Below are 26307 nucleotides of genomic sequence, written 5' to 3'. Positions count from 1 at the left end.
GATTGTCCTGTGCGTTTATCTCAATCTGTAACAACCAGACGTCCAAAACCGGTTTTAGTGTTACAGATTTAGACAATTCGGCCCCGTCTTCCCGGTTTGTCTTGATTTGTAACAGCTAGGGACCAAAAACTCGGCTAGATGTTACAGATCGAGACAAACGGCCCCCAGCCGAACAAAAACAAAAGGCCGGGGGCGGCGCGCCGTGTGACGTGCCACCCCCGGCTGAGAAATGGGGACAGGTTATGTAAGCGGGGCAATTCCGCTGGTCGCCAGCCGCTAGTCCAGACGACGGGTCTGCGCCACGTGCTTGTACCAGTAGGCGCTTGCCTTGGGCGTGCGCTTCTGGGTTTCAAAGTCAACGTAGAAGAAGCCATAGCGCTTGTTGTAACCATTGGTCCAGGAGAACTGATCCTGCAGACTCCACAGGAAGTAGCCGCCCACGTTGACGCCCACCTCCATGGCCTTGAGCAGCCAGCGCAAGTGCTGCTCGATGTAGTCGATGCGCGGCTGGTCGTCCACAAAACCGTCCTTGTAGGGATCCTTGTAGCCCATGCCGTTTTCTGTAATGAAGATCTGCTTGTAGTTGGGGTAGCGCTGCTTAATGTAGACGAGCAGATCGAACAGGCCCTCGGGATAGATGATCCAGTCCCAGTCGGTGGTGGGGATGCCAGGCTTGTTCACGTGCTCGCCAATACCCTTAACGCGCCAGCGGCCGGTGCCCTTCTCGCCCGTACCGTTGTGGTGCAGGTCGTTCTCGCCGTCGTAAGCCTTCAAGAAGCGGCACTGGTAGTTGTTGACGCCCAGGTAGTCGTTGTAGAGCGCGGCCTCGCGCATAATCTCGAGGTCCTCGTCCAGGATCTCGATGGTGCCGCCCGAGACGGCAGCCAGACGGTTGGCGCACTCGAGGGTGTCGGGCGCGTAGTCGCCGCGGAAGGTGGCGTCGAGCAAGAACTGGTTCTGCAACACGTGCTCGTTGTTGGCGGCTTTGATGTCGGCGGGGTCGTTCTCGTTGAGCGGATACTTAAACTCCAACGACTGAATGACGCCGATTTTGCCCTTAAAACCGCCGTTGTGGAAGGCCAGTACGGCCTTGGCGTGGGCGAGCATCATGTTGTGCTCGCACTGGAAAGCCTCGGCCAGATGCGCCTTGACGCCGCCGGGGAAGGTGCCCTCGATGTAGGTGTTGGAGGCATCGGCCCAGATCTCGTTAAAGGTGAACCAGTAGGTCACCTGGTCGGCGTACTCCTTAAAGCAGAAGGTGGCAAAGTCCACAAAGGCATCGATGGTCTCGCGGTTGAGGAAGTCGCCCTTCTCAAAGAGGGCAAGCGGCGTGTCGAAGTGATGCAGCGTGACAAACGGCTCAACGTGGTGCTTGTGGCACTCGGCGAAGAGATCGTGGTAGAACTGCACGCCCTCGGGGTTGATCTCGCCGGTGCCGTTGGGGAAGATGCGGCTCCAGGCAATGGAGAGGCGAATGCCGTTGATGCCGAACTCCTCGCACAGCTCCAGATCGACGGGGTACTGGTTGTAGAAGTCCGAAGCGGGATCGGGGGAAAAGCGCCCCTGGGCCTCCAGGAAGTCGTCCCAGGCAACCTTGCCTTTACCGTGGGTGCGGGTCTCGCCCTCTACCTGGTAGGCAGCAGTGGCGCCGCCAAAGACAAAGTCCTCGGGAAACTGCGCAGGCGGGTTGGTGACGCTAGCAGGGTTAACGGACATGATGATCCAATCGTCTAAATCGAAGGGCCAGCCGGTCTTGGATGGTCGGCTGGCCCTGTGCGTTACTTACTTCGAGAGTTGCTCGCTTACGAAGGCGAGAGACTTATCGCCGTTCTGGGAAAGCTCAATGTACTGCTTACCGCGGCAGGCGACGCACTTGTTGCCCACGCGCTCGCAGTCCTTCTGCAGGTCGGCCAGGTAGCTTGCGGCTTGCGGGGCCAGGACGACCAGATCGAAGTCGGGGAGCATGTCCACGTGGTTGCCATAGGCCTCGGCAGCGGTTTCAAGATTGATGCCGCGCTCCTTGGCGGCCTTGGCCAGCGCGTTGGCGAGCAGGCCCGAGGTACCGCCACCCTGGCAGAGCACGAGCACGCGTTTGCCGTTGAGGTCGCTGGTGGCCGTTGCCTCGGCAGCGGGTGCTGCGGAAGCGGCGGGAGCGCCGGCTTCCACGGCCTCGGCAGCAGCGCCGGCGGCAACGCTCTTGGCGTCGGCCTTGCCCTGGAAGGCATCGTTGAGCTTGGCGGCCTTCTCGGCGTTCTTGGCGGCGAGCTCCTCCTGGGAAATCTCGGCCTCCTCGGCGCACTTCTGGGCGTCATAGGCACGGAAGAACGGATAGTACAGAACGAAGTCGACGACCAGGATAAGGGCGAGCATCACAAAGGCGAGCGGCTGGAAGCCCAGGCCCATGATGGTGCCGATGGGGCCGGGGACGGTCCAAGGCAGGGTGTACATAAAGCCGTTCATGCCCAAGAAGTCGATAAAGATCTTGAGGATCCAGATGTTGGCGATCGGGGCAAAGACAAACGGGACAAAGAAGACGGGGTTGAGCACGATAGGCGCGGCGAACAGCAGCGGCTCGTTGACGGCAAAGCACACGGGGACGATGGCGGCCTTACCGACAGCGCGCATCTCCTGGGACTTGGCCAGGAAGCAGAACATAAAGACCAGGACGAGCGTGGCGCCGGTGCCGCCCATGCAGACGACGAAGTACTGGGCACCCTGGGTCAGGACAGCGGAAGCGTGCTGGCCGGCCTGGAACGCAGCCAGGTTGTCGGTCATGTTGGCAACGAGGGCGGCGGCGATGGCGGGCTCGACGATCGAGGGGCCGTGGACGCCCACGAACCAGAACAGGCTCATGGCGCCGTAAATCACAGCAAGGCCGATGTAGCCGTCGGCAGCGGTGAACAGGGGCTGGAACACCTGGATGACGCCCTGGGCAAAGCAGAAGCCAAAGGCAGCGCGGAAGACGATGTCAAAGACCCAAAAGACGGCGATGCAGACGGAGAAGGGGATGATGTCCTTAAAGGTCTGCGAGATGTTGGGCGGAACCTGCTCGGGCATCTTGACGGTGATGTTGCGCTTGATAAAGAACTTGTAGATGATGCCGGTCACAAACGCAGCGATGAAGGCGGTCAGCAGGCCCTTGGAACCAAGGTAGGTGGTGTTGAAGCCACTGGCGGCATCCGTGGCGATGGTGTCGCTCGAAAGGAGCAAGAAGCCGATGATGGCCGCGCACATGCACGAGATAAAGTTGATCTGGTTATTCTTGGGCAGATCGCGGTTCTGGGCGTCGGCGAAATGCTTGGCCGTGGTAGCGGCGCAGGCGATGGCCAGGATGCCCATGGAGTAGTTGTAGCACTTCCACAGGGCGTTGTTGATGTCATCGGGCCAGTAGAAACCCCAGATGTTGGGGACCGAGGCTACCAGGCAGAAGATGGACGAGAAGATGATGATGGGGATGACGGAGATAAAACCGTCGCGGATCGCCTTGAGGTACTTGTTGCGGGCGATCGCGTTGAAAAAGGGCTGGCCCTTTTCGATGGTGGCGATGAGTTGCTCCATGCAAAGCTCCTAAGAGTCGGTGGGTTAGCAACGATGGTAGCTTTTGACGTTTGGTTGCCAAAATGTTGACGTTGCCATTTTGTGACACAAAATAAGACGCGAACCGATGGCCCCTGTGCCTGCGGACCGTCGATTTCTTGCGCGTAAACGTTTGAGCCGCCCGGTGGCTCTGTGTTTGCGCAATGGCAACGTTAACATTTGGGCGATAAAAGCCGTTCGGGGAAGCAAAAATGTCGGTGAACGGTAGGTTTTGGGTGGTGAGCGTATGGTGGGGGAGGCGTTAGATATACTTGAAGACGTTTCATTTGACTGCGTAGGGTGCCACCAATGGCATCGTTGACATAGAAAGATCGACCTATGGCCGCTGTTAAAAAATCGGTTTCCGTTAAGGATGTGGCGCTCCTCGCGGGCGTCTCAGAACAGACGGTCTCGCGCACCGTCCACGATTCACCCAGCGTGCGCCCCGAGACCAAGGAGCGCGTGCGTGCCGCCATGCGCGAGCTGGGGTATCGCCCCAATTTTGCCGGTCGATCGCTGCGCCGCGGCAAGTTTAAGACCGTCGGCGTCGCCATGTTCAACATTACCGGTACCGGCAACCTCGACCGTATGGAGGGCTTTGCCGCCGCCGCCGATAAGCACGGCTACGCCATTACCCTCACTAAAGTAGATGGACATCCGTATACCCTCGAGAGCGCATCGTCGCGCATGAGCGCACTGCCGGTGGATGGCATGGTCGTAATCATGAATCGCATGCCGGCGGACTTTGGCACCTTTGAGCCGCTGCCTGGTATGCAGACGGTGCTCGTTACCATGCTGGAGCACCCGCTGTGCTCGACGGTCGATAACGATCAGTTCGATTGTTCGCGCCAGGTTGTCGAGTACTTGCTGGGGCAGGGGCACAAGACCGTGCACTTTATCTCGTGTCCCGAACGCTCGCTTTCGGGCATGCAGCGCGAGGAGGGCTGGCGCGAGACATTGCGCGCGCATGGTATTGAGCTGCCGCGACTCATCCGTGGCGACTGGACGGCGCGGAGTGGATATGCCGCAGGCCAGGCTCTGGCGGACGATCCGACCTGTACTGCCATTTATGCCTCCAATGACGCTATGGCCTACGGCTGCATTCGCGGACTCGAGTCGCGCGGAAGGCGTGTGCCCGAGGACGTGAGCGTGGTGGGGGTTGATGATAGTCTGGGCGACATCGTGCCCGATCGTCGCCTGACCACCGTGCGCTTTGACAACAAGCGTGTCGGCATGTGGGCAGTCGACAAGATCGCCGGCGCCGAGGGAGTTGCGTCTGGCGTGGAGCACATGCTGATCCCCGGCGTGCTCGTAGAGGGCGATACGGTGCACGATTTGCGTTAGGGCGCGGTCCTGTTTGGGTTTCCGTTAATCATGTTTGATATTGTTCGAAATGGTTTGGAAACCGTTCACGGGCAAAAATTGACCGTTCATAGCTTGAAATTACGTTTTGCGCTGTTCTTTTTTGTTTGAATGTTATTGTTTCTGTCATACACAGCGCAGCGCGCATGCCCGGACGCGATGCTCTCCATTGGTTCATATGTGAAAGGAACGCAATATGGCAACCAAAGAAGAAATCTCGATGGTTGGATTCGAGATTGTCGCATACGCAGGTGACGCCCAGACCGATCTGCTTGCAGCGCTCGATGCTGCTCGCGAGGGTGACTTTGAGAAGGCCGAACAGCTGCACAAGGATGCCAGCGATGCACTTATCGGCGCCCACGACACGCAGACCAAGCTGCTTTCGCAGGAGGCCGGCGGCGGCGAGATGGAGATGACCTTCATCATGGCTCACGCTCAGGACACCCTCATGACCACTATGATCTTGGAGAAGCAGGCCCGCTTTACCATCGATGCCTACAAGCGCATCGCCGAGCTCGAGGCCAAGCTCGCCTAACGAGTCCGCACAACCAAGCCCCTTCCAAAAGTCCTGCCGCTACCCGCAGCAGGGCTTTTTCTGTCCTCCTCCAAGTTGCGGTGAAATAGGGGCTGACGGCCCAAAATGATCCGTTCTCCTCCGTCCCCAGGGGATCGGTTGGCAGCGTCGCCACGAAACTGGCGCATCTACTACGTTTAACCCGATACCCCCGTCCATACCTGCGTTTCATGAAAAACTGCAGGCGTTCTACCTGTGGTTTTGTTTTTACGCCACGGGGCATGGTCGGGGATGGGCAGTTAAACGTAGTAGATGGGCCCATTTCATGGCGGGCAGGTCATGCGGCAGCCCGTTGCGCCTCCTCCCGTTCGGTTTTTCGCTGGGTGGGTATACTTCCATCCGCAATACAGGCCGGAATGAGGAGGTATCCAAATGCCGGACAACGGATCGATTCAAAAGAGAGACGCGGGCGAGATGGCTCATGGGCGTCCTGTCCAGATAACCGAGCAAACAACGGTGACCGAGCTGCAGCCCAGCCTATCCGATGTCGTGTGCGCAAACAAAAAGCTACAGATTGGCTTTATCGTTGCGCTCGTGGTACTGGCGCTTCTGTCTGGTTTTGTGGCTCGTCCGCATTTTGCCGATACCAAGACTTGGGACTCTACCATCGAGGTCATCGATCAAAAGAAGGGCAATGTATTGGCGCTCACGACCTCGTGCGTCGCCCTATCTGCGGGTATCACTGCGCTGCCGGGCGATACGGGAACGCCGGTTGCCGAGCAGCTCGCACAGCTTTCGGGTAATCTTGGTATCGTGCTTGCCGTGCTATACCTAGAGAAATATTTACTCACGATTTTGTGGTCGGTTGGCCTGGGCATCCTGATCCCGTTTGCGCTGGTGCTCTTTGCAGCGTCGCTTGGCATTCACGGACGCTGGAGCACGAGCACGGTCATTCGTCGCGTGGCAACGCGTGTGCTGGTGGTCGCCATAATTAGCATGGTGTTGGTGCCCGCGAGCGTATGGGTGTCGCAGAAGGTTGATGAAACGTATCGAGTGAGCATCGAGGCGGCCGAGCAAAAGGCGACTGACGCTGCGAGTGCGGCAGATAGCGATAGCTCCAAAGCAAACAAGAAAAAGACTGAGTCCGCAGAGTCCAAGAACGTGCTTGAACAGCTTGCCGACGGTGCCTCGGGTCTCGTCACGACGGTGACCAGCGGCGCCAAGCAGATGACCGATGAGATTGTGCAGCAGGTGACCGATCTGATCGAAGGCGTCATTGTGATGATAGTGACCTCGTGCGTTATCCCATTGCTGGTGCTCGCGGCGTTTTTGTGGCTGGGGCACACACTGCTGGGGATTGATATTTCCGGGCCGACGAATTATTTGACGGGCCGCTTTCTGGGCACTCCGTCCAAGCATGCCAAGAAGGGCGGGCAGTCCTAGTAGCTAAAACAGCTGTATATACCGGGGAATACCGCCGAAGGGCGGCCGAGACACGTTCTCGGCCGCCCTTTTGTTTGTTGAACACATGGTCGCTACGCCCGCGCCCGGCCCAAACGGTCAGCAATCATCCGTGAACGGTATTTGTTCAAAAAAGAACAAAGATAAACAAAAAGTTGTTGCAGTTACTGTTCGAATGTGTTCAAATAAACATGAACAGTGAAGAATCGCACATTCAGATGCCCGGACCTGAACGAGATTCAACACTTCCAAACAGAAACTACGCACCTGCGTATCTCTCAAGGAGGATGTCATGAGGGTTGTAATCGCTTCCGATGCCGACGGTATGTCGATGAAGGAATCCATCAAGGAGATGCTCATCGCCGATGGTCACGAGGTCGTCGACTATTCCGAGACCCCTGCCGCGGACTTTGTCGATTCCGCGACCGCCGTTGCCAAGGACCTGCTGGAGCACAAGGATTCCCAGGGCTTCGCATTCGATAAGTACGGTGTTGGCTCCTATATGGCCGCCGTCAAGATCAAGGGCATGGTCGTCGCTAACATTTCCGACGAGCGTTCCGCCTACATGACCCGCGAGCACAACGGCTCGCGCATGGTCACCATGGGCCCGGGCGTTGTGGGCACCGAGGTCGCCAAGAAGATCGCCCGCGAGTTCCTGCGTGCACAGTACGCCGGCGGCCGTCACCAGATCCGTGTCGACATGCTCAACAAGATGGCCTAACGAGAGCCACCGAGAACTCGAACTTCTACCTCAACTTGTGAATTCAGACGAAAGGACGTTCTGATGAAGAAGACCATCGCAATCGGTTGCGACCATATCGTTACGGACGAGAAGATCTATCTGGCCGACCGCCTGGAGCAGGCTGGCTACAAGGTGCTCGACTGCGGCACCTACAGCCACACCCGTACGCACTATCCCATCTACGGCAAGGCCGTGGGCGAGGCTGTTGCCAGCGGCAAGGCCGACTTTGGCGTGGCCCTGTGCGGCACCGGCATTGGCATCACCAACGCCGTCAACAAGGTTCCCGGCGCCCGCTGCGCCCTGGTTCGCGACATGACCTCTGCCCTGTATGCCCGTCGTGAGCTCAACGCCAACATCGTGGGCTTTGGTGGCAAGATCACCGGCGAGTTCCTGATGGCCGACATCATGCTTGCCTTCCTGGAGGAGCCTTACGAGAAGACCCCCGAGCACGATGCCCTGATCGCCAAGATCGATGCTTGCAATAAGGCCGACGCCGAGGCTCAGGCTGACCCACACTTCTTTGACGAGTTCCTCGAGAAGTGGGACCGCGGCGAATACCACGACTAATTGGGTTACGCGGTTTTACCAAACCGCGTAACGGGTCGACGCTGCGCGGCGTTCAGGCACCCCATCTCGTCGCTCAAACCGTCGCTCGCGTACATGAAGTACGCGTCGCTCCTCTTTCGCGGCGACCTGGGGCACCTGATCGCCGCTCGCTGACGTTGGGGGTACCTGTGGGGTTACCGCTGTTGTTGCGAAGCGTTCTGGTTCGGCGAGCTGCTCCGATAACACGTTTGCTTGCTTGGCTTGAGTGCTTCGCTCTTGGCGGTACCCGGCATTCTGCAGCTTTTCAATTGACGGCTCGCGTTTCTGTGAGGGGGCGCGGGCCGGTTTTCTATCAGCCCTATTGACTTGGTGGGCTGTCGTAAGAAAGGGAAGGCTCCTATGGAGTTTGTTCTTGATAACGGTTCTATCCGCGTGGCACTGAGCACGGCGGGCGGGTCGTTCACTTCTATTGCGGCCAACGGCCGTGAGTACCTGTGGCAGGGTGATCCGGCAGTCTGGTCGGGCCAGGCCCCCATTTGCTTCCCGATCTGCGGTGGCCTTCGTGACGGCCACGCAATGACCATGGGCGGCCGCGAGGTAAAGCTCGCCCGCCACGGCTTTGCGCGCAAGCAGGAGTGGAAGCTCGAGGAACAGAGCGACAACATGGTTGCGCTGAGCTTAAGCTCTGCCGACCATGCCGAGTTGCTCGAGCAGTACCCGTATCCGTTTAAGATCGTTGCTCGTTACACGATCGATTCGGAAAAGGTTGCCGTGTCGTACGAGGTGACCAATGAGGGCACCGAGGACATGCCGTTCTTTGTGGGCGGTCACCCCGGCTTTAAGTGCCCGCTCGACGAGGGCGAGTCCTATGACGACTACGAGCTTCGTTTTGAGCAGCGTGAGGCCACCGACCTCTGCACTGCCGTTCCCTCGACGGGCCTGATTGATGTTGAGCATCGCAGCAAGAACCCGATGGTTGGCCATGACCTGCCGCTGACCCACGAACTCTTTGACTTCGCGGAGACCATCTTTGACGTGCTCGAGAGCCGCGTGGTTACGCTGACCAAGAAGACCGAGGACAAGGGCGTGCGCCTGACGTTCCCCGATATGCCGTACCTGATTGTGTGGAGCAAGCCCGAGGGTGACTTTGTGGCCGTGGAACCGTGGGGCGGCCTGTCCACCTGCTCCGACGAGGACGATATTCTGGAGCACAAGCGCGGCTGCCTGGTGGCCAAGCCGGGGGAGACCGTCACCCGCGGCTTTGAGATCGAGATCCTTTAACGAGCTATCGTATGTTTGGGGTCGCGCGTGTCGTGCCCCGGAAACAGGAGTTCAATATGATTCTGACTGTTACCATGAACCCGTCGATTGATACGCGCTATCAGATCGATAAGCTGGTCATCGACGATGTTAACCGCGTGACGCCCGAAAAGACCGCTGGCGGCAAGGGCCTCAACGTGAGCCGTGTGCTGCTGCAGCTGGGCGACGACGTGCTCGCGACTGGCCTGCTTGGCGGTCACATGGGTGCCTATATGGCCGAGCTCATGGATGCCGACGGCGTCAAGAACGACTTTGTGCCCATTGCCGGCGAGACGCGCATTTGCCTGAATATTCTGCACGAGGGTAATCAGACCGAGCTTTTGGAGAGCGGCCCGCAGATCGCCCCGGCCGAGCTCGAGGCCTTTACGGCCAAGTTCGCCGAGCTTGCAGCGAAGGCGGACGTTGTGACGCTTTCGGGCTCGCTGCCGCGCGGCGTCGATGCCGGCTACTATGCCGAGCTCGTCAAGATCGCCGAGGAGGCGGGCGCCAAGGTGCTACTCGACACCTCGGGTGCATCGCTGGAGGCCGCGCTGGAGTCCGAAGCTAAGCCCGAGCTCGTAAAGCCCAACCTGACCGAGATTAACGGCCTGCTGGGTACGTCCTTTACGACCGATGATGTCGATGCCCTGCGCGAGGCGCTAGCCGCCGATGACCGTTTTGCCGGTATCCCCTGGGTCGTCGTTTCGATGGGCGCTGCCGGTTCGGTGGGCTTCCATGAGGGCCGCGCGTTCCGCGCCAAGACGCCCGCGATTGCGGCTGTGAACGCGACGGGTTCCGGTGACTCGACCATCGCCGGTTTTGCGCATGCCATTGCTGCTGGTGCCGACGACGTCACGGTGCTCAAGACCGCCAATACCTGCGGCAAGCTCAACGCCATGGATCCCAAGACCGGCCACCTGGTCATGGACCGCTGGGACGAGGTCTACAACAGCGTAGAGGTAACCGAACTTTAGAGTTACGGCGTACCGAACAAAACGAGAGTGGATAATCTCCCATTTTGGGCTCGCAAGCGGGCTTAGAGTGGGAGATTTTCCACTCTCATGAGAGGCAGCTAATTTGGGACGGGGCTATTTTGACTACTTCTAGATGCAAAGTAGTCAAAATAGCCCCGTCCCAAATTAGCTGCCCTTGCACCAAAAACGGCGCCCGCCGGCGATGTTGCCGGCGGGCGCCGTTGTCTTGAAGACGAAATGATCCGTTTTCCTCCGTTCCCAAGGGATCATTACAGCGAGTCGATAAAGCGCTGCTGGGCGGCGCGACCGGCCTCGTCCCATTTAAAGACGCCGGCGTTGTCGAGCACGTGGCCAAACACCATGCCGACCTCCTCGTGCAGGATATCGATGGCGCTATCCGCCGTAAGCTCGTCGGCGCGACGGGCAAAGACGTCCTCGGCCCATGCGGCGTGGCTGCGGCAAAGGTCGTCGCCCTCGAGCGCGCTGGCAAGATCGTAGCTGGCATCGACCTTGGCCGCCAGCAGGTGCTCGCGGACAGCGCCAAGCTCGGGAACCAGGCGCGGCGGCAAAATGGCCAGGCCCATGACCTCGATCAGGCCGATGTTCTCTTTCTTGATGTGGTGGTACTCGGCATGCGGGTGAAATACGCCCAGCGGATGCTCGTCGGTTGTGATGTTGCAGCGAAGCGCTAGGTAGGCCTCGTAGATCGCGCCGCCGGCATTGCCGCGAGAGTCGACGCGGCGGATGACGGGCGTCACGGTGTTGTGGGCCACGCCGTCGGCCGTGTGTGCGATGACGCCCACAGACTCATCGGTCCACTCGCGCCAGGCGAGGATAATCTTCTCGGCGGCGTCGAGCAGCTGGGCGCGGTCGTGCGAGCGCAGTCTCAGCACCGAAAGCGGCCACTGCAACACGGTGCCGCTGACCTGGTCAAAGCCGGGCACGTTAAACTGCGAGACCTCGGCGGCATGCATCATGGGGAACTCGTGCGCGCCGCCCTGGAAGTGGTCGTGCGACAGAATCGAGCCGCCCACGATGGGCAGGTCGGCGTTGGAGCCAATAAAGTAGTGCGGGAACAGGTCCACAAAATCGAGCAGGCAGGTCAGTCCCTTACGGTCGACGTGCATCGGGCGATGCTCGGAGCTCATAGCAATGCAGTGCTCGTTAAAGTACGCGTACGGGCTGTACTGGAAGCCCCAGCGCTCGCCGTTGAGCTGGATGGGTATGACGCGCAGGTTCTGGCGAGCGGGATGGGCGCCGCCGTCGGCTGCGGCGGAGCGTCCAGGGTAGCCCTCGTTCTCGATGCACAGTTGACAGGCGGGATACTTCTCGCCCGTGTTCTTTGCGGCGCCGGCCGCGGCAATGTCGCGCGGGTCCTTCTCGGGCTTCGACAGGTTAATGGTGATTTCCAGGTCGCCCCAGTTGGTGGGGGTACTCCATTTGATATTGCGCGCGATGGCGGCGCGGCGCACGTAACCGGCGTCACAGCACAGACCATAGAACCAGTCGGTCGCGGCGCGGGGCTCGTTGACGCCCATGCGTCCGTTGAACTCCTCGTTTACAACCGAAGGCCTCGGCATGAGCGCGCCCATGATGCGCATGGCGATGCGGTCGCGGCCCGACGCCGTGTCCTCGGCAGCGCCGTTGGCAACGGCGTCCTCGGAAAGCGCGGCAAGCGTGCCCTCCAGGTCAAAATTGGGGAGCATATCGGGGTGCAAGAGCGAGAGCTTCTCGTTCTGCATCGCCCAAGCCATGTCGAGCGCAGGACCCGTGGCGCCGATGCACTCGAGAATGGTGTTGTAGGCCCAGATGCGGTCATCCTGTCCGATCATGGATCGATGGATGGCATACTCAATCAGGCCCTGCGCGGCCTCGCGCACATCAGTCATTACAGCCATGCCGCGTAAGCCCCCTTGTCAGAAATTGCGTAGTGGCGGGCAGAGCCCTCGCCCAGCCAGCCGTTCATCTTGGTGATGAAGGTGTCGACCAGGTCGAGCGGCACGAAGGCCTGGATGGTGCCACCAAAGCCGCCACCGTGGATGCGGACGGCGCCGCGGCCGTCGAGCACATGCTCGGCCAGCGCCAAGGCATACATGGAAGGTTGCTCGGAGCCCAGTTTGGCGACGACATTCTGCAGGTACATGGCGGAGCTGGCACCGGACTCGCGCGTCAGGACCAGGAACTGGTCGATGTCGCCGGCGCTAAGGGCTGCCCAGCGCTTATCGACCAGGCCGTTCTCGTACCAGTAGTGAACGGCGCGCAGGCAGGCACGGTCGCCCAGCTTGGCGCGTAGCTCAGGGAGCTTGGCGTCAAAATCCGCCACGTTTACCTCGCACAGGCGTGTCTTGCCAAGCTCGGCGGCGATGTCCTGCATCTCGCGCGGAACGGCGGCGTAGTCGTCGGTAGCTGCCACATGGTCGGCGCCAACCTTAACGAGCACGAGCGCATAGCCGTGATCCTCAAAGTTGAGTTCGAGCTTCTGGGTTTTAGGCTGAGCCTGGTCCTCAAAGTCCATGTAGGCGAGGCCGCCCAAGCAAACGGCGGCCTGGTCCATAAGACCGCAGGGCTTGCCATAGTAGTTGTTCTCGGTGCGCTGGCTCATCTGGGCGAGCGCGACGGGCTCGATGGCGGGTGCGCCCCAGAGCGTCTCCATGGCACGACCGTACGCCGCCTCGACGGCGGCAGAGCTGGAAAGGCCGCCGCCCGAGGGGACGGAGCAGGTGAAGGCGAAGTCGAAGCCCTGGGGCTCAACGCCCAGAGCAGCGATTTCGTGGGCCATGCCGCGGACGAGGCTCGCGGACGTGCCCTTCTCGGGCTCCTGAACATCTAGCGTATCGAGCGTGATCTCAAAGGTAGGATAGCCCTCGTCGGCGACGCGGATCTTGTTGGAGTCGGTCGCCACGGCGATACCGTCAACGGCGACATCGAGCGAGCCGGCGATAACATGGCCGCCCTCGTGATCGGTGTGATTGCCGCTGATCTCGGAACGCCCGGGTGCGTGCACGTAGAGCACCTGGCGGTCGCCGATGGGTCCAAACTCCTCCTCAAACAGCCTGGTGAGCATGGTGAGTGTCTTTTCGTCGGGGGTGGTCATGGGAGTCCTTTCCTTGGCGCGCACGGGTGAGTTTTGCGTCGCTATGAGTACGTTAACAACTTGAAGCGGCATGAACCAAGTGTTCACGATGCCGCACGTTACGGGCTATGTTAACGTACTCATAACACATCGCTTGTCACTTTTTGAGAATCCGGTAGCCGGTAGAATTACAGCCGTGAACGGTACCGCCGTATGGACTTATAAAGCAGAAGAGATGCAGATAGAAAAAGTAGAGTACGTTAACATGCGTCCGACGATAGCGGGCTTCGGCGCGGGGTGTGTTTCTGCCTGGGTCGGCATGCACGCTATTCAGATTTCGCAAAGGTGAAGGTGGTTCTGTGGCAAGGCACTCGTCCAACGATACAGGTACGCGTCCGGTCTCCATGGCCGACGTCGCCCGCGCTGCCGGTGTTTCGCAGCAGACGGTTTCGCGCGTCGCCAACGGCTTGCCCAACGTTAACGAGCAGACGCGCCAGCGCGTGCAGGCCGCTATGCAAGAGCTCGGTTTTCGTCCGAGTTATGCCGGCCGCTCGCTGCGCGACGGCCGTTACCATTCGGTCGGTCTGTGCGTCAACGATATCACCAAGTTTGGCAACCTCTCAATGATCGACGGCATCGCCAGCGCTGCTCGCGAGCATAATTGCGCCATCACGCTGGTCGAGATGTCCAAGACCGAGGAGTTTTCGCTTGCCGAGGCCACGCGTCGTATGGCTGCGCTGCCGGTGGACGGCATCATCATCGGCATGAGCCGCATGGCGCCCGATTTTGAGACGTTTGATCCGCTGCCGGGCATTGGCACGGTTATTGTTACCATGTACGCGCATCCGCGCGTGACCACGGTCGATTCCGACCATTACGGCTGCTCGCTCTTGCTTATGGATCATCTGTTTGAGCTGGGGCACGAGCAAATTCGCTATATTGGCGGCCCGTCGTTCTCGGTCGACGAGCAATTTCGTCGCGCCGGCTGGCAGGATGCGCTCGAGCATAAGCACATTAAGCCGCAGGCGCCGCTCGAGGGCGACTGGTCTGCCAACAGCGGCTACGATGCCGGCAGGTACCTGGCCGAGCACGATCGCACCATGACGGCGATCTATGCGGCAAACGACCAGATGGCAAATGGCGCGATTGCCGCGCTGCGTGATAGCGGCCTGCGCGTGCCCGAGGACGTAAGCGTGGTGGGCGTCGACGATTCGCTCGACGACTTTGTCGCGCATAACGAGCTCACGACCGTTCGGTTCGATTTACATCAGCGTGGACGCGAGGTGTTTGAGCACGCGGTTCCCGAGGCGGGTACGGCGGGCAAAACCGTTGCTATCCGTATTCCCGGCCAGCTCATTATTCGACATAGCACGGCGATGCCATGCTCATAGTTTACGCAGGTAAACGGCGATTTATCGTATTTCAATAACAATCGGTAAGGATGCCGGCAGATAACAGTTGGAATGCTGCCAAGTGCTATGATAGACAAGTTATTTTGTCTATCTAGGAGGCTTTGCCTGATGGAGATCACCAAGGATATCCGCTACATTGGCGTCGACGATCACGACATTGACCTGTTCGAGGGCCAGTACGATGTGTCCGAGAACGGTATGGCATACAACAGCTACGTTATCTTGGGCGATAAAATCGCTGTCGCCGATTCGGTCGACGGTGGTTTTGTCGGCGAGTGGCTCGGCAACCTCGAGGCCGCGCTCGATGGCCGTACGCCCGACTACCTGGTCATCCATCATATGGAGCCTGATCACTCCGCCGGTATCGCCGCCTTTATGGAGCGCTATCCCCAGGCGCAGATTGTGGCCAGCATGGGTGCTTTCCGCATGATGGTCAACTACTTTGGCACTGACTTCCCCGAGCGCAAAATGGTTGTCAAAGAGGGCGATGTGCTCGACCTGGGCGGCCACAGCCTGACCTTTATCGGCGCCCCCAATGTTCACTGGCCCGAGGTGCTCTTCTCCTATGAGGCCACCGACAAGGTGCTCTTTAGCGCCGACGGCTTTGGCAAGTTTGGCGCCAACGACATCGAGGATCCCGAGGGCTGGGCCTGCGAGGCTCGCCGCTACTACTTTGGCATCGTCGGTAAGTTCGGCAAGTTCGTGCAGGCCGTGCTCAAAAAGGCTGCTGATCTGGATATCCAGATCATCTGCCCGCTCCACGGTCCTGTCCTTACCGAGAATCTGGGCTATTACCTCGACACCTACAACACCTGGTCGAGCTATCAGCCCGAGGACGAGGGCATCACGATTGCCTATGCGAGTGTCTACGGCCATCTGAAGGCCGCTGTCGAGGAGCTCGCCGCAGCGCTCGAGGCTCGCGGCCAGAAGGTTTCCGTCTTTGACCTGGCTCGCGACGACATGGCCGAGGCCGTTGAGGATGCGTTCCGCTATGACCGCCTGGTGCTCGCCTCTATCACCTATCAGGGCGAGATCTTCCCGTTCATGAGCACCTTTATCCACACGCTTGCCGAGCATGCCTACCAGAACCGCACCGTGGCGCTCGTCGAGGCCGGTTCCTGGGCGCCCGCCGCTGCCAAGGTTATGACCAAGGAGCTCGAGGGCATGAAGGACATCACCCTGGCGCAGAACAAGGTGACCGTGCTGGGATCGCTCAACGACACATCGCGCGCCCAGATCGAGGCCCTCGCCGACGAGCTTTCCAAGTAGCGATATTTCGCTTTTAACGGGCAAAACCACCACAAAGGGACAGGCCCTTTGTGGTGGTTTTTGTTTAAGCGCCGGCGATGATGAGGGCTGGACGTGCGCTGTCGGCGGCCTCGGCGATTGAGGTGGCGACGGCGGCGTCGGGGTCGCTGTCCATCACGATGATGTCGACGTCGGCAAGCTCGGCAAAACGGTACATGCCGCGTCCGTTGACCTTACTGGCATCCATGAGGGCGACGCTTTGACGGGTGGCACCGACCATAGCCGCTTTGGTCTCGGCCATCTGCGGAAAGTCGGTCGTAAAGCCGCAGCCGGGAACAAAAGCGCCAGGACACATGACGGCAAGGTCGGCGTGGACCATTTGGAGCGCCTGCATGGTAAGTGGGCCGTACAGATAGCGATGGCCTTTGCGCAGTGCCCCGCCCAGCATGACGACATCGACCGAGGGCATGCTCTCGTCAATATAATCGGCGATGGTAATGTCGGCCGTGATAACGGTGATGCCGTCGCGCTGATCGAGGAGCCGGACGAATTCGAGCGCCGTGGTGCCCGAGTCGACGAGCAGCGTGTCGCCGTCATTAACGAGCTCGATGGCGCTTTGCGCGATGGCCTGCTTGGCGGCGACGTTGACATTGATGCGGCGATCTTGCGTGGAGACGGTCAGGCGTTTGTGGAGCGATACGGCACCACCATGTGTGCGACGCAGCTTGCCTGCCTCGGCGAGCGCGTCCAGGTCGGCGCGGGCGGTGACGGAGGACACGCCAAAGGTCTGGGCGATTTCTGCTACCTGCACCGAGGCGTTATGCTCGAGTATTTCCATAATGGCGGTACGGCGCTCGTCAGCAAAAGCACGGTTGGTAGCTTGGGCCATGTTTGCTCCATTCTCGGCTATATTTGCAGGAATTGTGTTGACTCTATTTTCGTTCATTTTCTTTTTGAGTAAGAAAACACCTTTCGATTACTTATCTTTTCTATAAAAGAAAGACGCTAAACGCTCAAAATTCAATATCGAACACGCCCACTCGGTTCCGATTCCTTCCGTTTACTTTTCAAAAACGACTGTATTGGCCTGCATGGACTCAATATCTCGCACGTGCAAAGCCGCTGAATTTCATACAATGAGCGCAGTAAAACGCAAGGTAAAACGCCTTGTGAACAACTACGCCCGATGTCCAGATGCGGGCGAGGGAGAGGAGCAAACGCTCATGGCACTTGTTACCACCGAAAAGATGCTCAAGGACGCTCAGGCCGGCCACTACGCCGTCGGCGCGTTCAACGTCGAGAACCTCGAGTTTGTTATGGCCGTTCTGGCCGCTGCCGAGGAGACCAAGTCCCCCGTCATCATGCAGACCACCCCGGGCACCATCAAGACCGCTGGTCTGGACTACTTCTACGGCATGGTGAAGGCCGCTGCCGAGCGCGCTTCCGTGCCCGTCGCTCTGCACCTCGATCACGGCGATGGCTATGACCGCTGCATGCAGGCTTTCCGCACGGGCTACACCTCCGTCATGATCGACGGCTCGCACGAGTCCTTTGAGGACAACATTGCCCTGACCAAGTCCGTCGCCGACGCTGGCCGCGCCATGGGCGTGCCCGTCGAGGCCGAGCTCGGCAAGGTTGGCGGCAAGGAGGACGACGGTCCCGCGGTTGAGGGCGAGAGCCCCTACACCGATCCTGCCGAGGCCAAGGAGTTCGTCGAGCGCACCGGCTGCACCTCGCTGGCCATTGGCGTTGGCACCAGCCACGGCGTGTACACGAGCGATCCGCACATCGAGCAGTCCGTGGTCAAGGCCATCCGCGACGCCGTCGACGTGCCGCTGGTTCTGCACGGCACTTCCGGTGTGCCCGATGAGCAGGTTGCCGAGGCTGTGAAGAACGGCATCTGCAAGGTCAACTACGCTACCGAGCTGCGTCAGGCCTACACCAAGGGCTTCATGGCCTACATGGCCGAGAACCCCGCCTGCTTCGATCCCAAGAAGCCGGCCAAGGAGGGCATGCGTGAGATCACCGAGCTGGTTAAGATCCGCATGACCAACCTCAACTCTGTGGGCAAAGCAGAGTAACAGCAAGGGTACTCTGATCCCACCGGGCCGTCTGGAAACGGAAAAGGGCCTATCTCTCAGAACGTCCTCGGACATGTCGGAAGCCCCGCTGCGCGCTACGCGCTGCGGGGCTTCCTCCGTCCTGCGGAATGTTCTGAGAGATAGGCCCTTTTCCGTTTACGGACGGCCCTGCTCGATCGCCCTTGTGGCGTTGGGGCTGAAGGGGTGGGGCGCGAGGGGCGCTTTGTTGGTGGGGGTTAGTATGCCCGGGCTTGGTTGGGGAATGACTTGTTTAGGGACGCTTGGAGCTTATCGAAGGATATTCGCAAGTTGAGATTCTGATCGGTTGAGCGTTTGGCTTTTGTGGTGGGGGAGTCGAGGAGGCCGTTTCTCTGTGTCGGAGGGAAGGAGAAAAGGTCTGCATGTTTTAGGGATGGCTGCTGTGCTGCGTCATTGGAAGAATGCATGCTTATGCGGCCTCCTCGATGTCCACCAAAAGGTTGCGCACGGGGTGTGCTGCTAGGTCCCGTTCGTTGGCAGTATTATGCCGCGGCTGCTGCAAAGAAGCACTAAAGAAAGGCTTAATCAGGTTTGTTATAACAGTGAAACTGCAGGTCAAAGGTATCGAATAACACTCTTGAAAGGTTTTGAGCTTAAGGGCTTTCTAAGGTTTGTGGCTCGGATGTGGCGTGGACGTGCGGAGCGTGTGAATGATCGCTGTTAGCGCTGCGGTGCGGCGGCGCGTACCTGTTCGATGACCTTTTCCATGGTGGCGTCGATGCGGTCTTTCTTGAGCTCACATTCCCAGACGGTGATGGGCGTCCAGCCCATTTGGGTAAGCGCATCGATGGCGGCTCGGTCGCGCTCGACGTTGCGGCGAAACTTTGCCTCCCAAAACTCAACATTGCGCTTGGGCTGGCTCGGATTGCACTTAGGGCAGCGATGCCAAAAGCAGCCGTTGACGAAAATGGCGATCTTGCGCCCGGGAAAGGCGATGTCGGGCTTGCCGGGTACCTTCCATTCCAGACGGTATCCCGTAAGGCCCGCTGCCCGCAGGCGCTGGCGAACGAGCAGCTCGGGTTTGGTGTTGGCGCGCTTGTTGCCCTTCATGGACTTTTTTATAGCGGCGCGACGGCGCACCAGTTCGCGCTCGTCAGCGGAGAGGTCCGAGGTATCGATGCCGTCGAGCAGACCTGGCTTGGGACGCTTTTTGCTGCGGCGCTTAGGTGCGCGCTTGGGCTTGGTGGCGGGTTTGTCGGCCGTGTTGGGCGTGGCGTCATCGGCGGCGCCGTTGGCCTCAAGCCGATCTTCCTTCAACTCAATCAGAGCATCGATAAGCCCTTTGTCGGCGGGCATCCACTCAACGGTGGCAAGCGAGGTGCGCGGAATCCAGCGGATATCGAGCTGGCGGTCGTGCTTCTGGGGCTCATCGGATTCATCGGCGAGCGAGCAGTAGTAGCACTCCATGGAGAGATGATAATCGGGGTAGTCGTACTCAACGGTATAGAAATCGCGCAGGTTGGTGACTTTTACCTGCAGCTCTTCCATGAGCTCGCGGCGTACGGCGTCCTCGGGCGTCTCGCCGCGCATGAGCTTGCCACCGGGGAACTCCCAAAGTCCCTGCATGTCGCCGTAGCCGCGCTGCACGGCAAGCAGCTCATCGGATCCTTCCTTGCGAATGATCCCAGCGGCAACATGAACAGTCTTCAACAGGAGTCCTCTCTCAACATCGACACGTGGCAGGGTAGCTCATTTGGGTAGTCTTTTTGGGACGGGGCTTTTTTAGCTGCCCTATGTCAAATGCGGCCTCATGCTTCGAAGGCTACGGATAGGGTAGCTAAAAAAGCCCCGTCCCAAAAAGACTACCCCTACCTTACGCAACGGTAAGGCAAGCGTAAGCGATATCGATGGTAGCCGACTCGGCTTCTTGCGACTATAGATGCCGTAGACTAATCGCAAGAAAGGACTCGGTATGCAAACCACGCACATGGCGACCCCGGTACTGGAAGTCGTGCATCTCGAAAAGGTATACGGAGCGCTGGGCAACGTGACCCGCGCGCTCAACGACGTCAGCTTTACCGTCAACCGCGGCGAATTCGTTGGCATCATGGGCGCTTCGGGCTCGGGTAAGTCGACGTTGCTCAACTGCGTGTCGACCATCGATAGTGCCACAAGTGGCACGATCCGCATCAACGGCCAGGACGTGACGCGCATGAAGCAGGCTAAGCTTTCGCAGTTCCGCCGCGAGGAGCTTGGCTTTATCTTCCAGGACTCCAACCTGCTCGATACGCTCACGGCACGCGAGAACATCGCCCTGCCGCTCACCATCGCCCGCACAAACTCGGCAGAGATCTCGACCCGCGTGCAGGATGTGGCAGCGCGCCTGTCCATCAGTCAGGTGCTCGACAAGTATCCCTACCAGATGTCCGGCGGTCAGCAGCAGCGCGTTGCCGCGGCTCGCGCGCTCGTCACCGACCCCACCATGATCATGGCCGACGAGCCCACCGGCGCCCTCGATTCCAAGAGCGCTCGCCTGCTGCTCGAGAGCCTGGAGGCCCTTAACCGCCGCCTGCGCGCCACCGTGCTCATGGTCACGCACGACAGCTTTGCCGCCAGCTACACGAGCCGTGTGCTGTTTATTCGCGACGGCAAGATCTTCACCGAGCTGCGCCGCGGAGACACCGACCGCCGCGAGTTCTTCGACCGCATTATGGAGGTCGTTGCCATGATGGGCGGTGAGGGCTCCGATGCTCTGTAAACTCGCTTGGGGCAACGTCCGCCGCGCCGGCCGCGACTACCTCGTCTACCTTTTGACGCTCACCCTGGGCGTCACGGTCTTCTATGCCTTTAACACCATCTCGATGCAGGTCGACATCGCCGGAATCGATGAAGAGGGCTTGGCGCAGGTTATGGGCAGCATGCTCGGCTACCTGACGTACTTTTTGGCCGGTGTCATGGCCTTTTTGATGGTGTATGCCAATAACTTCATCATGAAACGCCGCAAGAAGGAGTTTGGCCTGTACCAGGTACTCGGCATGGGGCGCGGGCGCGTCGCCACGATCATGGCGCTCGAGACCGTGATAGTATCGGTTGTGGCCTTTGTCGCCGGCATTGTGCTGGGTGTGGGACTCTCCCAGCTCATGACGTTCTTTACGGCCTCGCTCTTTAAGACACAGATCGCCAATTTCCACTTCTTTTTCTCGGTGCATGCGTTCAACCTGACCCTTGCCTGCATGCTCGTAATGTTTGTGCTCACGCTACTGCTGAACCTTCGCGCCGTGCGTCGTACCAAACTCATCGAGCTTATGGGTGCCGAGCGTCGCAACGAGAGCATCAAGACACGCAACCCCTGGATCGCGATTGCCATCTTTGCCGTGGGCGTGGTGCTTGTGGGCGTGTCCTATTACCGTCTGCTACGTGATGGGTTCCCGCTAACCGCGACGGACAGCAAGCTGCAAGAGGCCATGAACCAGTTTGGCATTACGACCGCTATGGTTACCGTGGGTACCTTTGCCCTGTTCTGGGGACTCTCGGGCATGCTTATCAAGCTGCTGCAGAGCCTGCGCGGCGTGTATTGGCGCGGCCTCAACATGTTTATCGTGCGCCAGCTTGCGGCCAAGGTCAACACGGTGTGCTTTTCGATGGGCGTCATCGCGATGCTCCTGTTTTTGGCCATCACCTCGGTGACGTGCGGTATGTCGATTGCCAATGTGATGAACGAGAATCTGGAGCGCTATATGCCGGCCGATATGTCGCAGACGTATGTCTATTACACGCCCGATACGCTCGGCTACTACAAGGAGTACGTCAATCCGTCTGAGGCCGATCGCATGGTGCTGGCCGATAGTACGGTCGATTTGTACCCCGCATGGCACGGTAAGGACAAGTCGGCGGACAACAACGACGAGACCGGCAAGAAGGTCAATATCGCCGATGTTGCCGGTGAGCATGTGCAGATCGATTCGTATCTAAGTTACCCGTTTGGCGGTTCGAGCCCTTCGGTGTCTGCGGGTGAGATGTGCAAGACCATGGGCGAAAAGCTTCCCAAGGCGTTCGGGGGTAGCAAGCCCGATGCGATAGGTCTGTTTGTGACGCCGGCGAGCCAGTACAACAAGCTGCGTCAGATGATGGGCGAGGAGCCGGTGAGCATTGGCCGCGACCAGTACTTGCTTACGTGTGATATGGGCGGTGAGCTGATCGACCTGTACACCAAGTATATGGCCGGCGGCCATGCCCTTACCTTGGGCGGGCATACGCTCAAGCCCGCAACCGATAAGTCGGACGAGGACACGGCGGCCATCGCCAACTCGGCGATGGGCAGTAATCCGGGTACCGTCGTCGTTGCCGACGAGCTGTTGTCCCAAATTAATCTGCAGCCGTATTCCAGTAGCCTGCTCGTTAACTACAAACAGGGGATGGATACGACCGAGGCAGACGAGAGCATTGAATACACTGTGCTCGACAATCTGCTCGTTGACGGCAAGGAGCCGGGATCGTGGGGAATCTTCATCACACGCTCCGAGATGTACGCGCAAGCAGCGCAAATGAACGGTCTTATTAGCTACCTAGCCATCTACATCGGCTTTGTATTGGTCGTTGCATGCGCGGCGATTCTGTCGATCCAGCAACTCTCCAACGTGGCCGACGGCAGCCGCAGCTATCGTGTGCTGGCACAGATCGGCTGCGACGACCGCCAGATTCGCCATTCGGTGATGGCACAACAAGCGGTGTTCTTCCTGTTCCCGTTGGCGGTGGGCTTGGCGCACTCCTTTGTGGCACTTAAGGTGATTATCGAGTTGGTGAGCATATTCGGAAATATGAGCATCGGCGGCACCGTGGGCCTCACCTGTGCAATCTTCCTGGCAGCATACGGTGGCTACTTCCTGGTGACCTACCTCATGAGCACCGGAATGGTGCGAGCTGCCATAGCCACCCGTTACAGCGAGTAACCTTCTAGTCCAGAACCACCACAAAGGGGACAGGTACCTTTGTGGTGGTTTTTACGTCTATCTCAATCTGTAACATATGGCTGGCAAAATCGCCTCTATCTGTTATAGATTGAGATTGTTTATCTCGAGCCATACGGTTTGTCTCGATCTGTAACAACAAGACGGGGATTCGGCCCCTAGATGTTACAGATCGAGACATCGGTCGTTTGATTTGGAGGAAGCCTTATGCGCACGATCACCGAGTCCGAGTCCACCCCGAGGGCCGACGGCTTCTTCATGCCCGCCGAGTTCGCCCCCCAGGACCGCGTGTGGATGGGCTGGCCCCACCGCACCGACACCTGGGCCCACGGCGCCAAGCCCGCCCAGAAGCAGTATGCCGCCATCGCCCGCGCCATCTCCGAGTTCACCCCGGTCTACATGTGCGCCAACCAGGCCGACTACGCCAACTGCAAGGCCGTCTTCGAGAACGACGAGAACGTCACCGTCGTCGAGATGACCACCGACGACGCCTGGTTCCGCGACACCGGCGCCACCTACGTCATCAACGGCAAGGGCGACAAGCGCGCCAACCACTGGCACTTCAACGGCTACGGCGGCCTCATCGACGGCCTCTACTTCCCGTGGGACAAGGACGAGCAGATCGCCCTCAAGATGGCCGAGCTCTCCGGCTGCCGCCGCTACCGTCCCGACGACATGATCCTCGAGGGCGGCTCCATCACCGTCGACGGCGAGGGCACCCTCGTCGTCACCGACCAGTGCCTCCTGTCCCCCGGCCGCACCTGCTCCGCGGTGCTCGAGGAGGAGGAGGACCCCGAGTCCCTCTGGCCCAAGTACCGCAAGAAGTTCGAGCCCTGGAGCGAGGAGCTTCGCGGGTACATGACCGAGCACCTCAAGGACTACCTCGGCGTCGAGAAGGTCATCTGGGTCAAGGAGGGAATCGACCCCGAGGAGACCAACGGCCACATCGACGACGTCGCCACCTTCATCGCCCCGGGCGTCATGGTCTGCATCTGGACCGACGACCCCGAGTACCCGTTCTACGAGCAGTGCCACGCCGCCTACGAGACCCTCTCCAACGCGGTTGACGCCAAGGGCCGCAAGCTGAAGGTCTACAAGCTCTGCATGCCCGTGAGGCCGCTGTACATGGACCAGGCCTCCTGCGATACCATCGACGCCGACGAGAACGCCGAGCCGCGCGTCCCCGACGAGCCGCTGATCGCCTCCTACATGAACTACCTCGTGACCAACCACGGCGTCATCGTCCCGCAGTACGGCGACGAGAACGACCGGCTGGCCGTCGACACGCTCCAGGAGATCTACGACGAGGTCTGGGGCGAGGGCGTCTACAAGTGCGTCGGCGTCCAGTCCGACCAGGTCGTCTACGGCGGCGGCAACATCCACTGCATCACGCAGCAGGAGCCCTCGGCGTAATAGTCTGTCTTCCCGGGGCACGGCACCTTGCCCTTCAATCGTCGGGCATGACCCTTAAGGTCTATGCCCTCCTCTTTCAGGGCAATCTGCCGCACCTCGGAAACCCAGCCAATCACGCCGACGCTTAATCGTCTGGCTTCCTGAGGCACCCCATCTCGCCGCTCAAACCGTCGCACGCGTACCAAAGTACGCTTCGCTCCTCTTTCGCGGCGACCTGGGGCACCTCGAAAACCCAGCCGATCAATCGGACCGACGCAGCTTGTTACCGCATTAGTCATTGGTGCCAACCCTGGCAACGACGCTGGTAGAAAAACGTCAGCGAAAACCCGTACACGCGAGCAAGGTGCCTTGAAGCGAGGCGGCATTGACCTTTTGGTCATGCCGTCGAAGCTGAAAGGCAGATTGCCGTTCTGGCGGGTTTGCAGCGTCGAGTAGTTACGCGGTTTGGTAAAACCGCGTAACTAAACCCGCTCTGCGATCTCGTGGATGAGGTAGTCGGTCTTTTCCCAGCCCAGGCACGGGTCGGTGATGGACTTGCCAAAGACGCCGCCGTCGACAGACTGGTTACCGTCCTCCAGGTAGGATTCGATCATAAAGCCCTTGACCAGCTTGGAGATGGACTCGTTGCGGCGGCAGCTGTCGAGCACCTCCTTGCAGATGCGGTGCTGCTCCAGCGGGCGCTTGCCCGAGTTGTCGTGGTTGCAGTCGATGATCGCCGCCGGGTTGGCGTAGCCGGCATGCTCGGTGTAGCGCTCAGCCAGACGCTCCAGATGCTCGTAGTGGTAATTGGGGTAGGTACGACCGTCGAGACCAATGTATCCACGCATGACGGCGTGCGCGAGCGGATTGCCGTCGCACTCGACCTCCCAGTTGCGGAAGATGAAGCTTTGATGTGCCTGGGCGGCGTAGATGGAGTTGAGCATGACGGTGGTGGAACCGGCGGTGGGGTTCTTCATGCCCACAGGCACCGAAATGCCGCTCGACACCAGACGATGCTCCTGGTTCTCGACCGAGCGCGCGCCCACGGCGACGTAGCTCAGCAGGTCGACGAGGTACTGGTAGTTGGACGGGTAGAGCATCTCATCGGCGGTAAAGAAACCGGTCTCCTCGATGACGCGCAGGTGCATATGGCGGATGGCTTTAACGCCTTCGAGCAGGTCATCGGGCGCCTCGGGATCGGGGTTGTGCAGCAGGCCCTTGTAGCCAGTGCCCTTGGTGCGCGGCTTGTTGGTATAGACGCGCGGAATGATGATGAGCTTGTCCTTGACCTCTTCGGCGACCTTGGTCAGTCGGCTCATGTACTCAAGCACCGAGTCCTCGCGGTCGGCAGAGCACGGGCCGATGATGAGCACCTTGCGCGCGTCCTCGCCGGTAAAGACCTTGGCGACCTCGGCGTCGAATGCCTGTTTTTTGGCGGTAAGATCGGCGGAAAGCGGCATTTCCTCGCGGATTTCCATGGGGATCGGCAGCCTGCGCTTGAATTCCATGGCCATACGGGGCCTCCTCAATCAAATAAGACAAAGTGTGCATTGTCGAATGCTCGGCATTATCCGCTGTCGCACGCTAAAGTGCAAGCCCTCGTCACCCCAAAACCTGCCAAAAAGGGACAGGTTTATTTTGGCAGGTTTTATCTGGTCAAACGTCAACTGGCCCTGGAATG

20 protein-coding genes are annotated in these 26307 nt (G+C 59.5%); 13 read left to right on the top strand and 7 right to left on the bottom strand.

All coding sequences use genetic code 11. From position 1 onward, the window contains the following. Positions 1–276: 276 nt before the first annotated feature. Entirely contained in the window at positions 277–1716 is a 1440-nt protein-coding gene (gene lacG / locus ACTM82_RS00320; RefSeq protein ID WP_154514977.1) for a 6-phospho-beta-galactosidase, read from the bottom strand. A gap of 66 nt (positions 1717–1782) precedes the next feature. Further along, positions 1783–3558 (bottom strand): lactose/cellobiose PTS transporter subunit IIB, encoded by a 1776-nt coding sequence (locus ACTM82_RS00315; protein WP_441054113.1) that lies wholly within the window; start codon positions 3556–3558, stop codon positions 1783–1785. Between the two features lie 357 nt (positions 3559–3915). Here ACTM82_RS00315 and ACTM82_RS00310 point away from each other — a divergent pair, with 357 nt between their 5' ends. The 7 genes from ACTM82_RS00310 (at position 3916) to ACTM82_RS00280 (ending at position 10474) form a co-directional block, all read left to right on the top strand. Beyond that, the gene (locus ACTM82_RS00310) at positions 3916–4920 is read left to right on the top strand and encodes a LacI family DNA-binding transcriptional regulator (protein ID WP_427718989.1); all 1005 of its coding nucleotides are present in this window, start codon (positions 3916–3918) and stop codon (positions 4918–4920) included. A 214-nt stretch (positions 4921–5134) separates the two neighbouring features. Beyond that, positions 5135–5473, top strand: coding sequence for a PTS lactose/cellobiose transporter subunit IIA (locus ACTM82_RS00305; RefSeq protein WP_055252615.1), 339 nt, complete (start codon positions 5135–5137; stop codon positions 5471–5473). Between the two features lie 411 nt (positions 5474–5884). Then, positions 5885–6895: a hypothetical protein gene (locus tag ACTM82_RS00300; protein ID WP_441054111.1), complete on the top strand. Its 1011-nt coding sequence runs from the start codon at positions 5885–5887 to the stop codon at positions 6893–6895. A 310-nt stretch (positions 6896–7205) separates the two neighbouring features. Then, a complete protein-coding gene (gene lacA, locus ACTM82_RS00295; protein ID WP_006234830.1) occupies positions 7206–7634 on the top strand; it encodes a galactose-6-phosphate isomerase subunit LacA in 429 nt (142 codons plus the stop codon). A 63-nt stretch (positions 7635–7697) separates the two neighbouring features. Beyond that, complete coding sequence (lacB, locus tag ACTM82_RS00290) at positions 7698–8222, top strand: galactose-6-phosphate isomerase subunit LacB (protein ID WP_006234831.1); 525 nt, start codon at positions 7698–7700, stop codon at positions 8220–8222. Positions 8223–8600: 378 nt separating this feature from the next. Beyond that, positions 8601–9482, top strand: a complete 882-nt coding sequence (locus ACTM82_RS00285) for an aldose 1-epimerase family protein (protein WP_427748000.1) — start codon at positions 8601–8603, stop codon at positions 9480–9482. Positions 9483–9538: 56 nt separating this feature from the next. Further along, positions 9539–10474, top strand: a complete 936-nt coding sequence (locus ACTM82_RS00280) for a hexose kinase (protein ID WP_441054109.1) — start codon at positions 9539–9541, stop codon at positions 10472–10474. 269 nt (positions 10475–10743) lie between these two features. On the opposite strand, the gene ACTM82_RS00275 is transcribed toward ACTM82_RS00280, so the two are convergent. Then, positions 10744–12372 carry a UDP-glucose--hexose-1-phosphate uridylyltransferase gene (locus ACTM82_RS00275; RefSeq protein WP_441054967.1) on the bottom strand — a complete coding sequence of 543 codons (1629 nt, stop codon included), beginning with the start codon at positions 12370–12372 and terminating at the stop codon, positions 10744–10746. Continuing rightward, entirely contained in the window at positions 12363–13568 is a 1206-nt protein-coding gene (locus ACTM82_RS00270) for a galactokinase (protein WP_441054965.1), read from the bottom strand. Before ACTM82_RS00270 ends, ACTM82_RS00275 begins: the two co-directional genes overlap by 10 nt. Before the next feature lie 383 nt (positions 13569–13951). On the opposite strand from ACTM82_RS00270, the gene ACTM82_RS00265 reads away from it, so the two are divergent. Together ACTM82_RS00265 and ACTM82_RS00260 are read left to right on the top strand one after the other, a co-directional pair. Beyond that, positions 13952–14938, top strand: coding sequence for a LacI family DNA-binding transcriptional regulator (locus ACTM82_RS00265; protein ID WP_441054969.1), 987 nt, complete (start codon positions 13952–13954; stop codon positions 14936–14938). 129 nt (positions 14939–15067) lie between these two features. Continuing rightward, positions 15068–16228, top strand: coding sequence for an FprA family A-type flavoprotein (locus ACTM82_RS00260; protein WP_441054963.1), 1161 nt, complete (start codon positions 15068–15070; stop codon positions 16226–16228). 64 nt (positions 16229–16292) lie between these two features. On the opposite strand, the gene ACTM82_RS00255 is transcribed toward ACTM82_RS00260, so the two are convergent. Then, positions 16293–17096 (bottom strand): DeoR/GlpR family DNA-binding transcription regulator, encoded by an 804-nt coding sequence (locus ACTM82_RS00255; RefSeq protein WP_441054961.1) that lies wholly within the window; start codon positions 17094–17096, stop codon positions 16293–16295. A gap of 334 nt (positions 17097–17430) precedes the next feature. On the opposite strand from ACTM82_RS00255, the gene ACTM82_RS00250 reads away from it, so the two are divergent. Further along, complete coding sequence (locus ACTM82_RS00250; RefSeq protein ID WP_022095149.1) at positions 17431–18288, top strand: class II fructose-bisphosphate aldolase; 858 nt, start codon at positions 17431–17433, stop codon at positions 18286–18288. 699 nt (positions 18289–18987) lie between these two features. Here ACTM82_RS00250 and vsr read toward each other — a convergent pair. Further along, positions 18988–19977 carry a DNA mismatch endonuclease Vsr gene (vsr, locus tag ACTM82_RS00245; protein WP_441054959.1) on the bottom strand — a complete coding sequence of 330 codons (990 nt, stop codon included), beginning with the start codon at positions 19975–19977 and terminating at the stop codon, positions 18988–18990. A gap of 262 nt (positions 19978–20239) precedes the next feature. Between vsr and ACTM82_RS00240 the strand changes: the two genes are divergently transcribed. The 3 genes from ACTM82_RS00240 to ACTM82_RS00230 all read left to right on the top strand — a co-directional run bounded on the left by ACTM82_RS00240 (position 20240) and on the right by ACTM82_RS00230 (position 24647). Then, positions 20240–21025 (top strand): ABC transporter ATP-binding protein, encoded by a 786-nt coding sequence (locus ACTM82_RS00240; RefSeq protein ID WP_427719015.1) that lies wholly within the window; start codon positions 20240–20242, stop codon positions 21023–21025. Next, complete coding sequence (locus ACTM82_RS00235; RefSeq protein WP_441054957.1) at positions 21015–23216, top strand: FtsX-like permease family protein; 2202 nt, start codon at positions 21015–21017, stop codon at positions 23214–23216. The genes ACTM82_RS00240 and ACTM82_RS00235 overlap by 11 nt, the downstream gene beginning before the upstream one ends. A 225-nt stretch (positions 23217–23441) precedes the next feature. After that, on the top strand, positions 23442–24647 hold the full coding sequence (locus tag ACTM82_RS00230; RefSeq protein WP_441054955.1) for an agmatine deiminase family protein: 1206 nt from the start codon (positions 23442–23444) through the stop codon (positions 24645–24647). Positions 24648–25108: 461 nt separating this feature from the next. Here the strand turns inward: ACTM82_RS00230 and ACTM82_RS00225 are convergent, their stop codons facing one another. Continuing rightward, entirely contained in the window at positions 25109–26140 is a 1032-nt protein-coding gene (locus ACTM82_RS00225) for a 3-deoxy-7-phosphoheptulonate synthase (protein ID WP_441017227.1), read from the bottom strand. Between the last annotated feature and the right edge of the window lie 167 nt (positions 26141–26307).

The sequence above is a fragment of the Collinsella sp. HCP3S3_E5 genome, from assembly GCF_052067635.1.
Lineage (GTDB): Bacteria > Actinomycetota > Coriobacteriia > Coriobacteriales > Coriobacteriaceae > Collinsella.
This window is presented reverse-complemented; position numbering and strand designations above follow the sequence as displayed.

Excerpts from the sequence above, each read along its gene's own strand:
- lacG (WP_154514977.1), bottom strand. The coding sequence starts at position 1,716 with ATGTCCGTTAACCCTGCTAGCGTCACCAACCCGCCTGCGCAGTTTCCC.
- ACTM82_RS00315 (WP_441054113.1), bottom strand. The coding sequence starts at position 3,558 with ATGGAGCAACTCATCGCCACCATCGAAAAGGGCCAGCCCTTTTTCAAC.
- ACTM82_RS00310 (WP_427718989.1), top strand. The coding sequence starts at position 3,916 with ATGGCCGCTGTTAAAAAATCGGTTTCCGTTAAGGATGTGGCGCTCCTC.
- ACTM82_RS00305 (WP_055252615.1), top strand. The coding sequence starts at position 5,135 with ATGGCAACCAAAGAAGAAATCTCGATGGTTGGATTCGAGATTGTCGCA.
- ACTM82_RS00300 (WP_441054111.1), top strand. The coding sequence starts at position 5,885 with ATGCCGGACAACGGATCGATTCAAAAGAGAGACGCGGGCGAGATGGCT.
- lacA (WP_006234830.1), top strand. The coding sequence starts at position 7,206 with ATGAGGGTTGTAATCGCTTCCGATGCCGACGGTATGTCGATGAAGGAA.
- lacB (WP_006234831.1), top strand. The coding sequence starts at position 7,698 with ATGAAGAAGACCATCGCAATCGGTTGCGACCATATCGTTACGGACGAG.
- ACTM82_RS00285 (WP_427748000.1), top strand. The coding sequence starts at position 8,601 with ATGGAGTTTGTTCTTGATAACGGTTCTATCCGCGTGGCACTGAGCACG.
- ACTM82_RS00280 (WP_441054109.1), top strand. The coding sequence starts at position 9,539 with ATGATTCTGACTGTTACCATGAACCCGTCGATTGATACGCGCTATCAG.
- ACTM82_RS00275 (WP_441054967.1), bottom strand. The coding sequence starts at position 12,372 with ATGGCTGTAATGACTGATGTGCGCGAGGCCGCGCAGGGCCTGATTGAG.
- ACTM82_RS00270 (WP_441054965.1), bottom strand. The coding sequence starts at position 13,568 with ATGACCACCCCCGACGAAAAGACACTCACCATGCTCACCAGGCTGTTT.
- ACTM82_RS00265 (WP_441054969.1), top strand. The coding sequence starts at position 13,952 with ATGGCCGACGTCGCCCGCGCTGCCGGTGTTTCGCAGCAGACGGTTTCG.
- ACTM82_RS00260 (WP_441054963.1), top strand. The coding sequence starts at position 15,068 with ATGGAGATCACCAAGGATATCCGCTACATTGGCGTCGACGATCACGAC.
- ACTM82_RS00255 (WP_441054961.1), bottom strand. The coding sequence starts at position 17,096 with ATGGCCCAAGCTACCAACCGTGCTTTTGCTGACGAGCGCCGTACCGCC.
- ACTM82_RS00250 (WP_022095149.1), top strand. The coding sequence starts at position 17,431 with ATGGCACTTGTTACCACCGAAAAGATGCTCAAGGACGCTCAGGCCGGC.
- ACTM82_RS00240 (WP_427719015.1), top strand. The coding sequence starts at position 20,240 with ATGCAAACCACGCACATGGCGACCCCGGTACTGGAAGTCGTGCATCTC.
- ACTM82_RS00235 (WP_441054957.1), top strand. The coding sequence starts at position 21,015 with ATGCTCTGTAAACTCGCTTGGGGCAACGTCCGCCGCGCCGGCCGCGAC.
- ACTM82_RS00230 (WP_441054955.1), top strand. The coding sequence starts at position 23,442 with ATGCGCACGATCACCGAGTCCGAGTCCACCCCGAGGGCCGACGGCTTC.
- ACTM82_RS00225 (WP_441017227.1), bottom strand. The coding sequence starts at position 26,140 with ATGGCCATGGAATTCAAGCGCAGGCTGCCGATCCCCATGGAAATCCGC.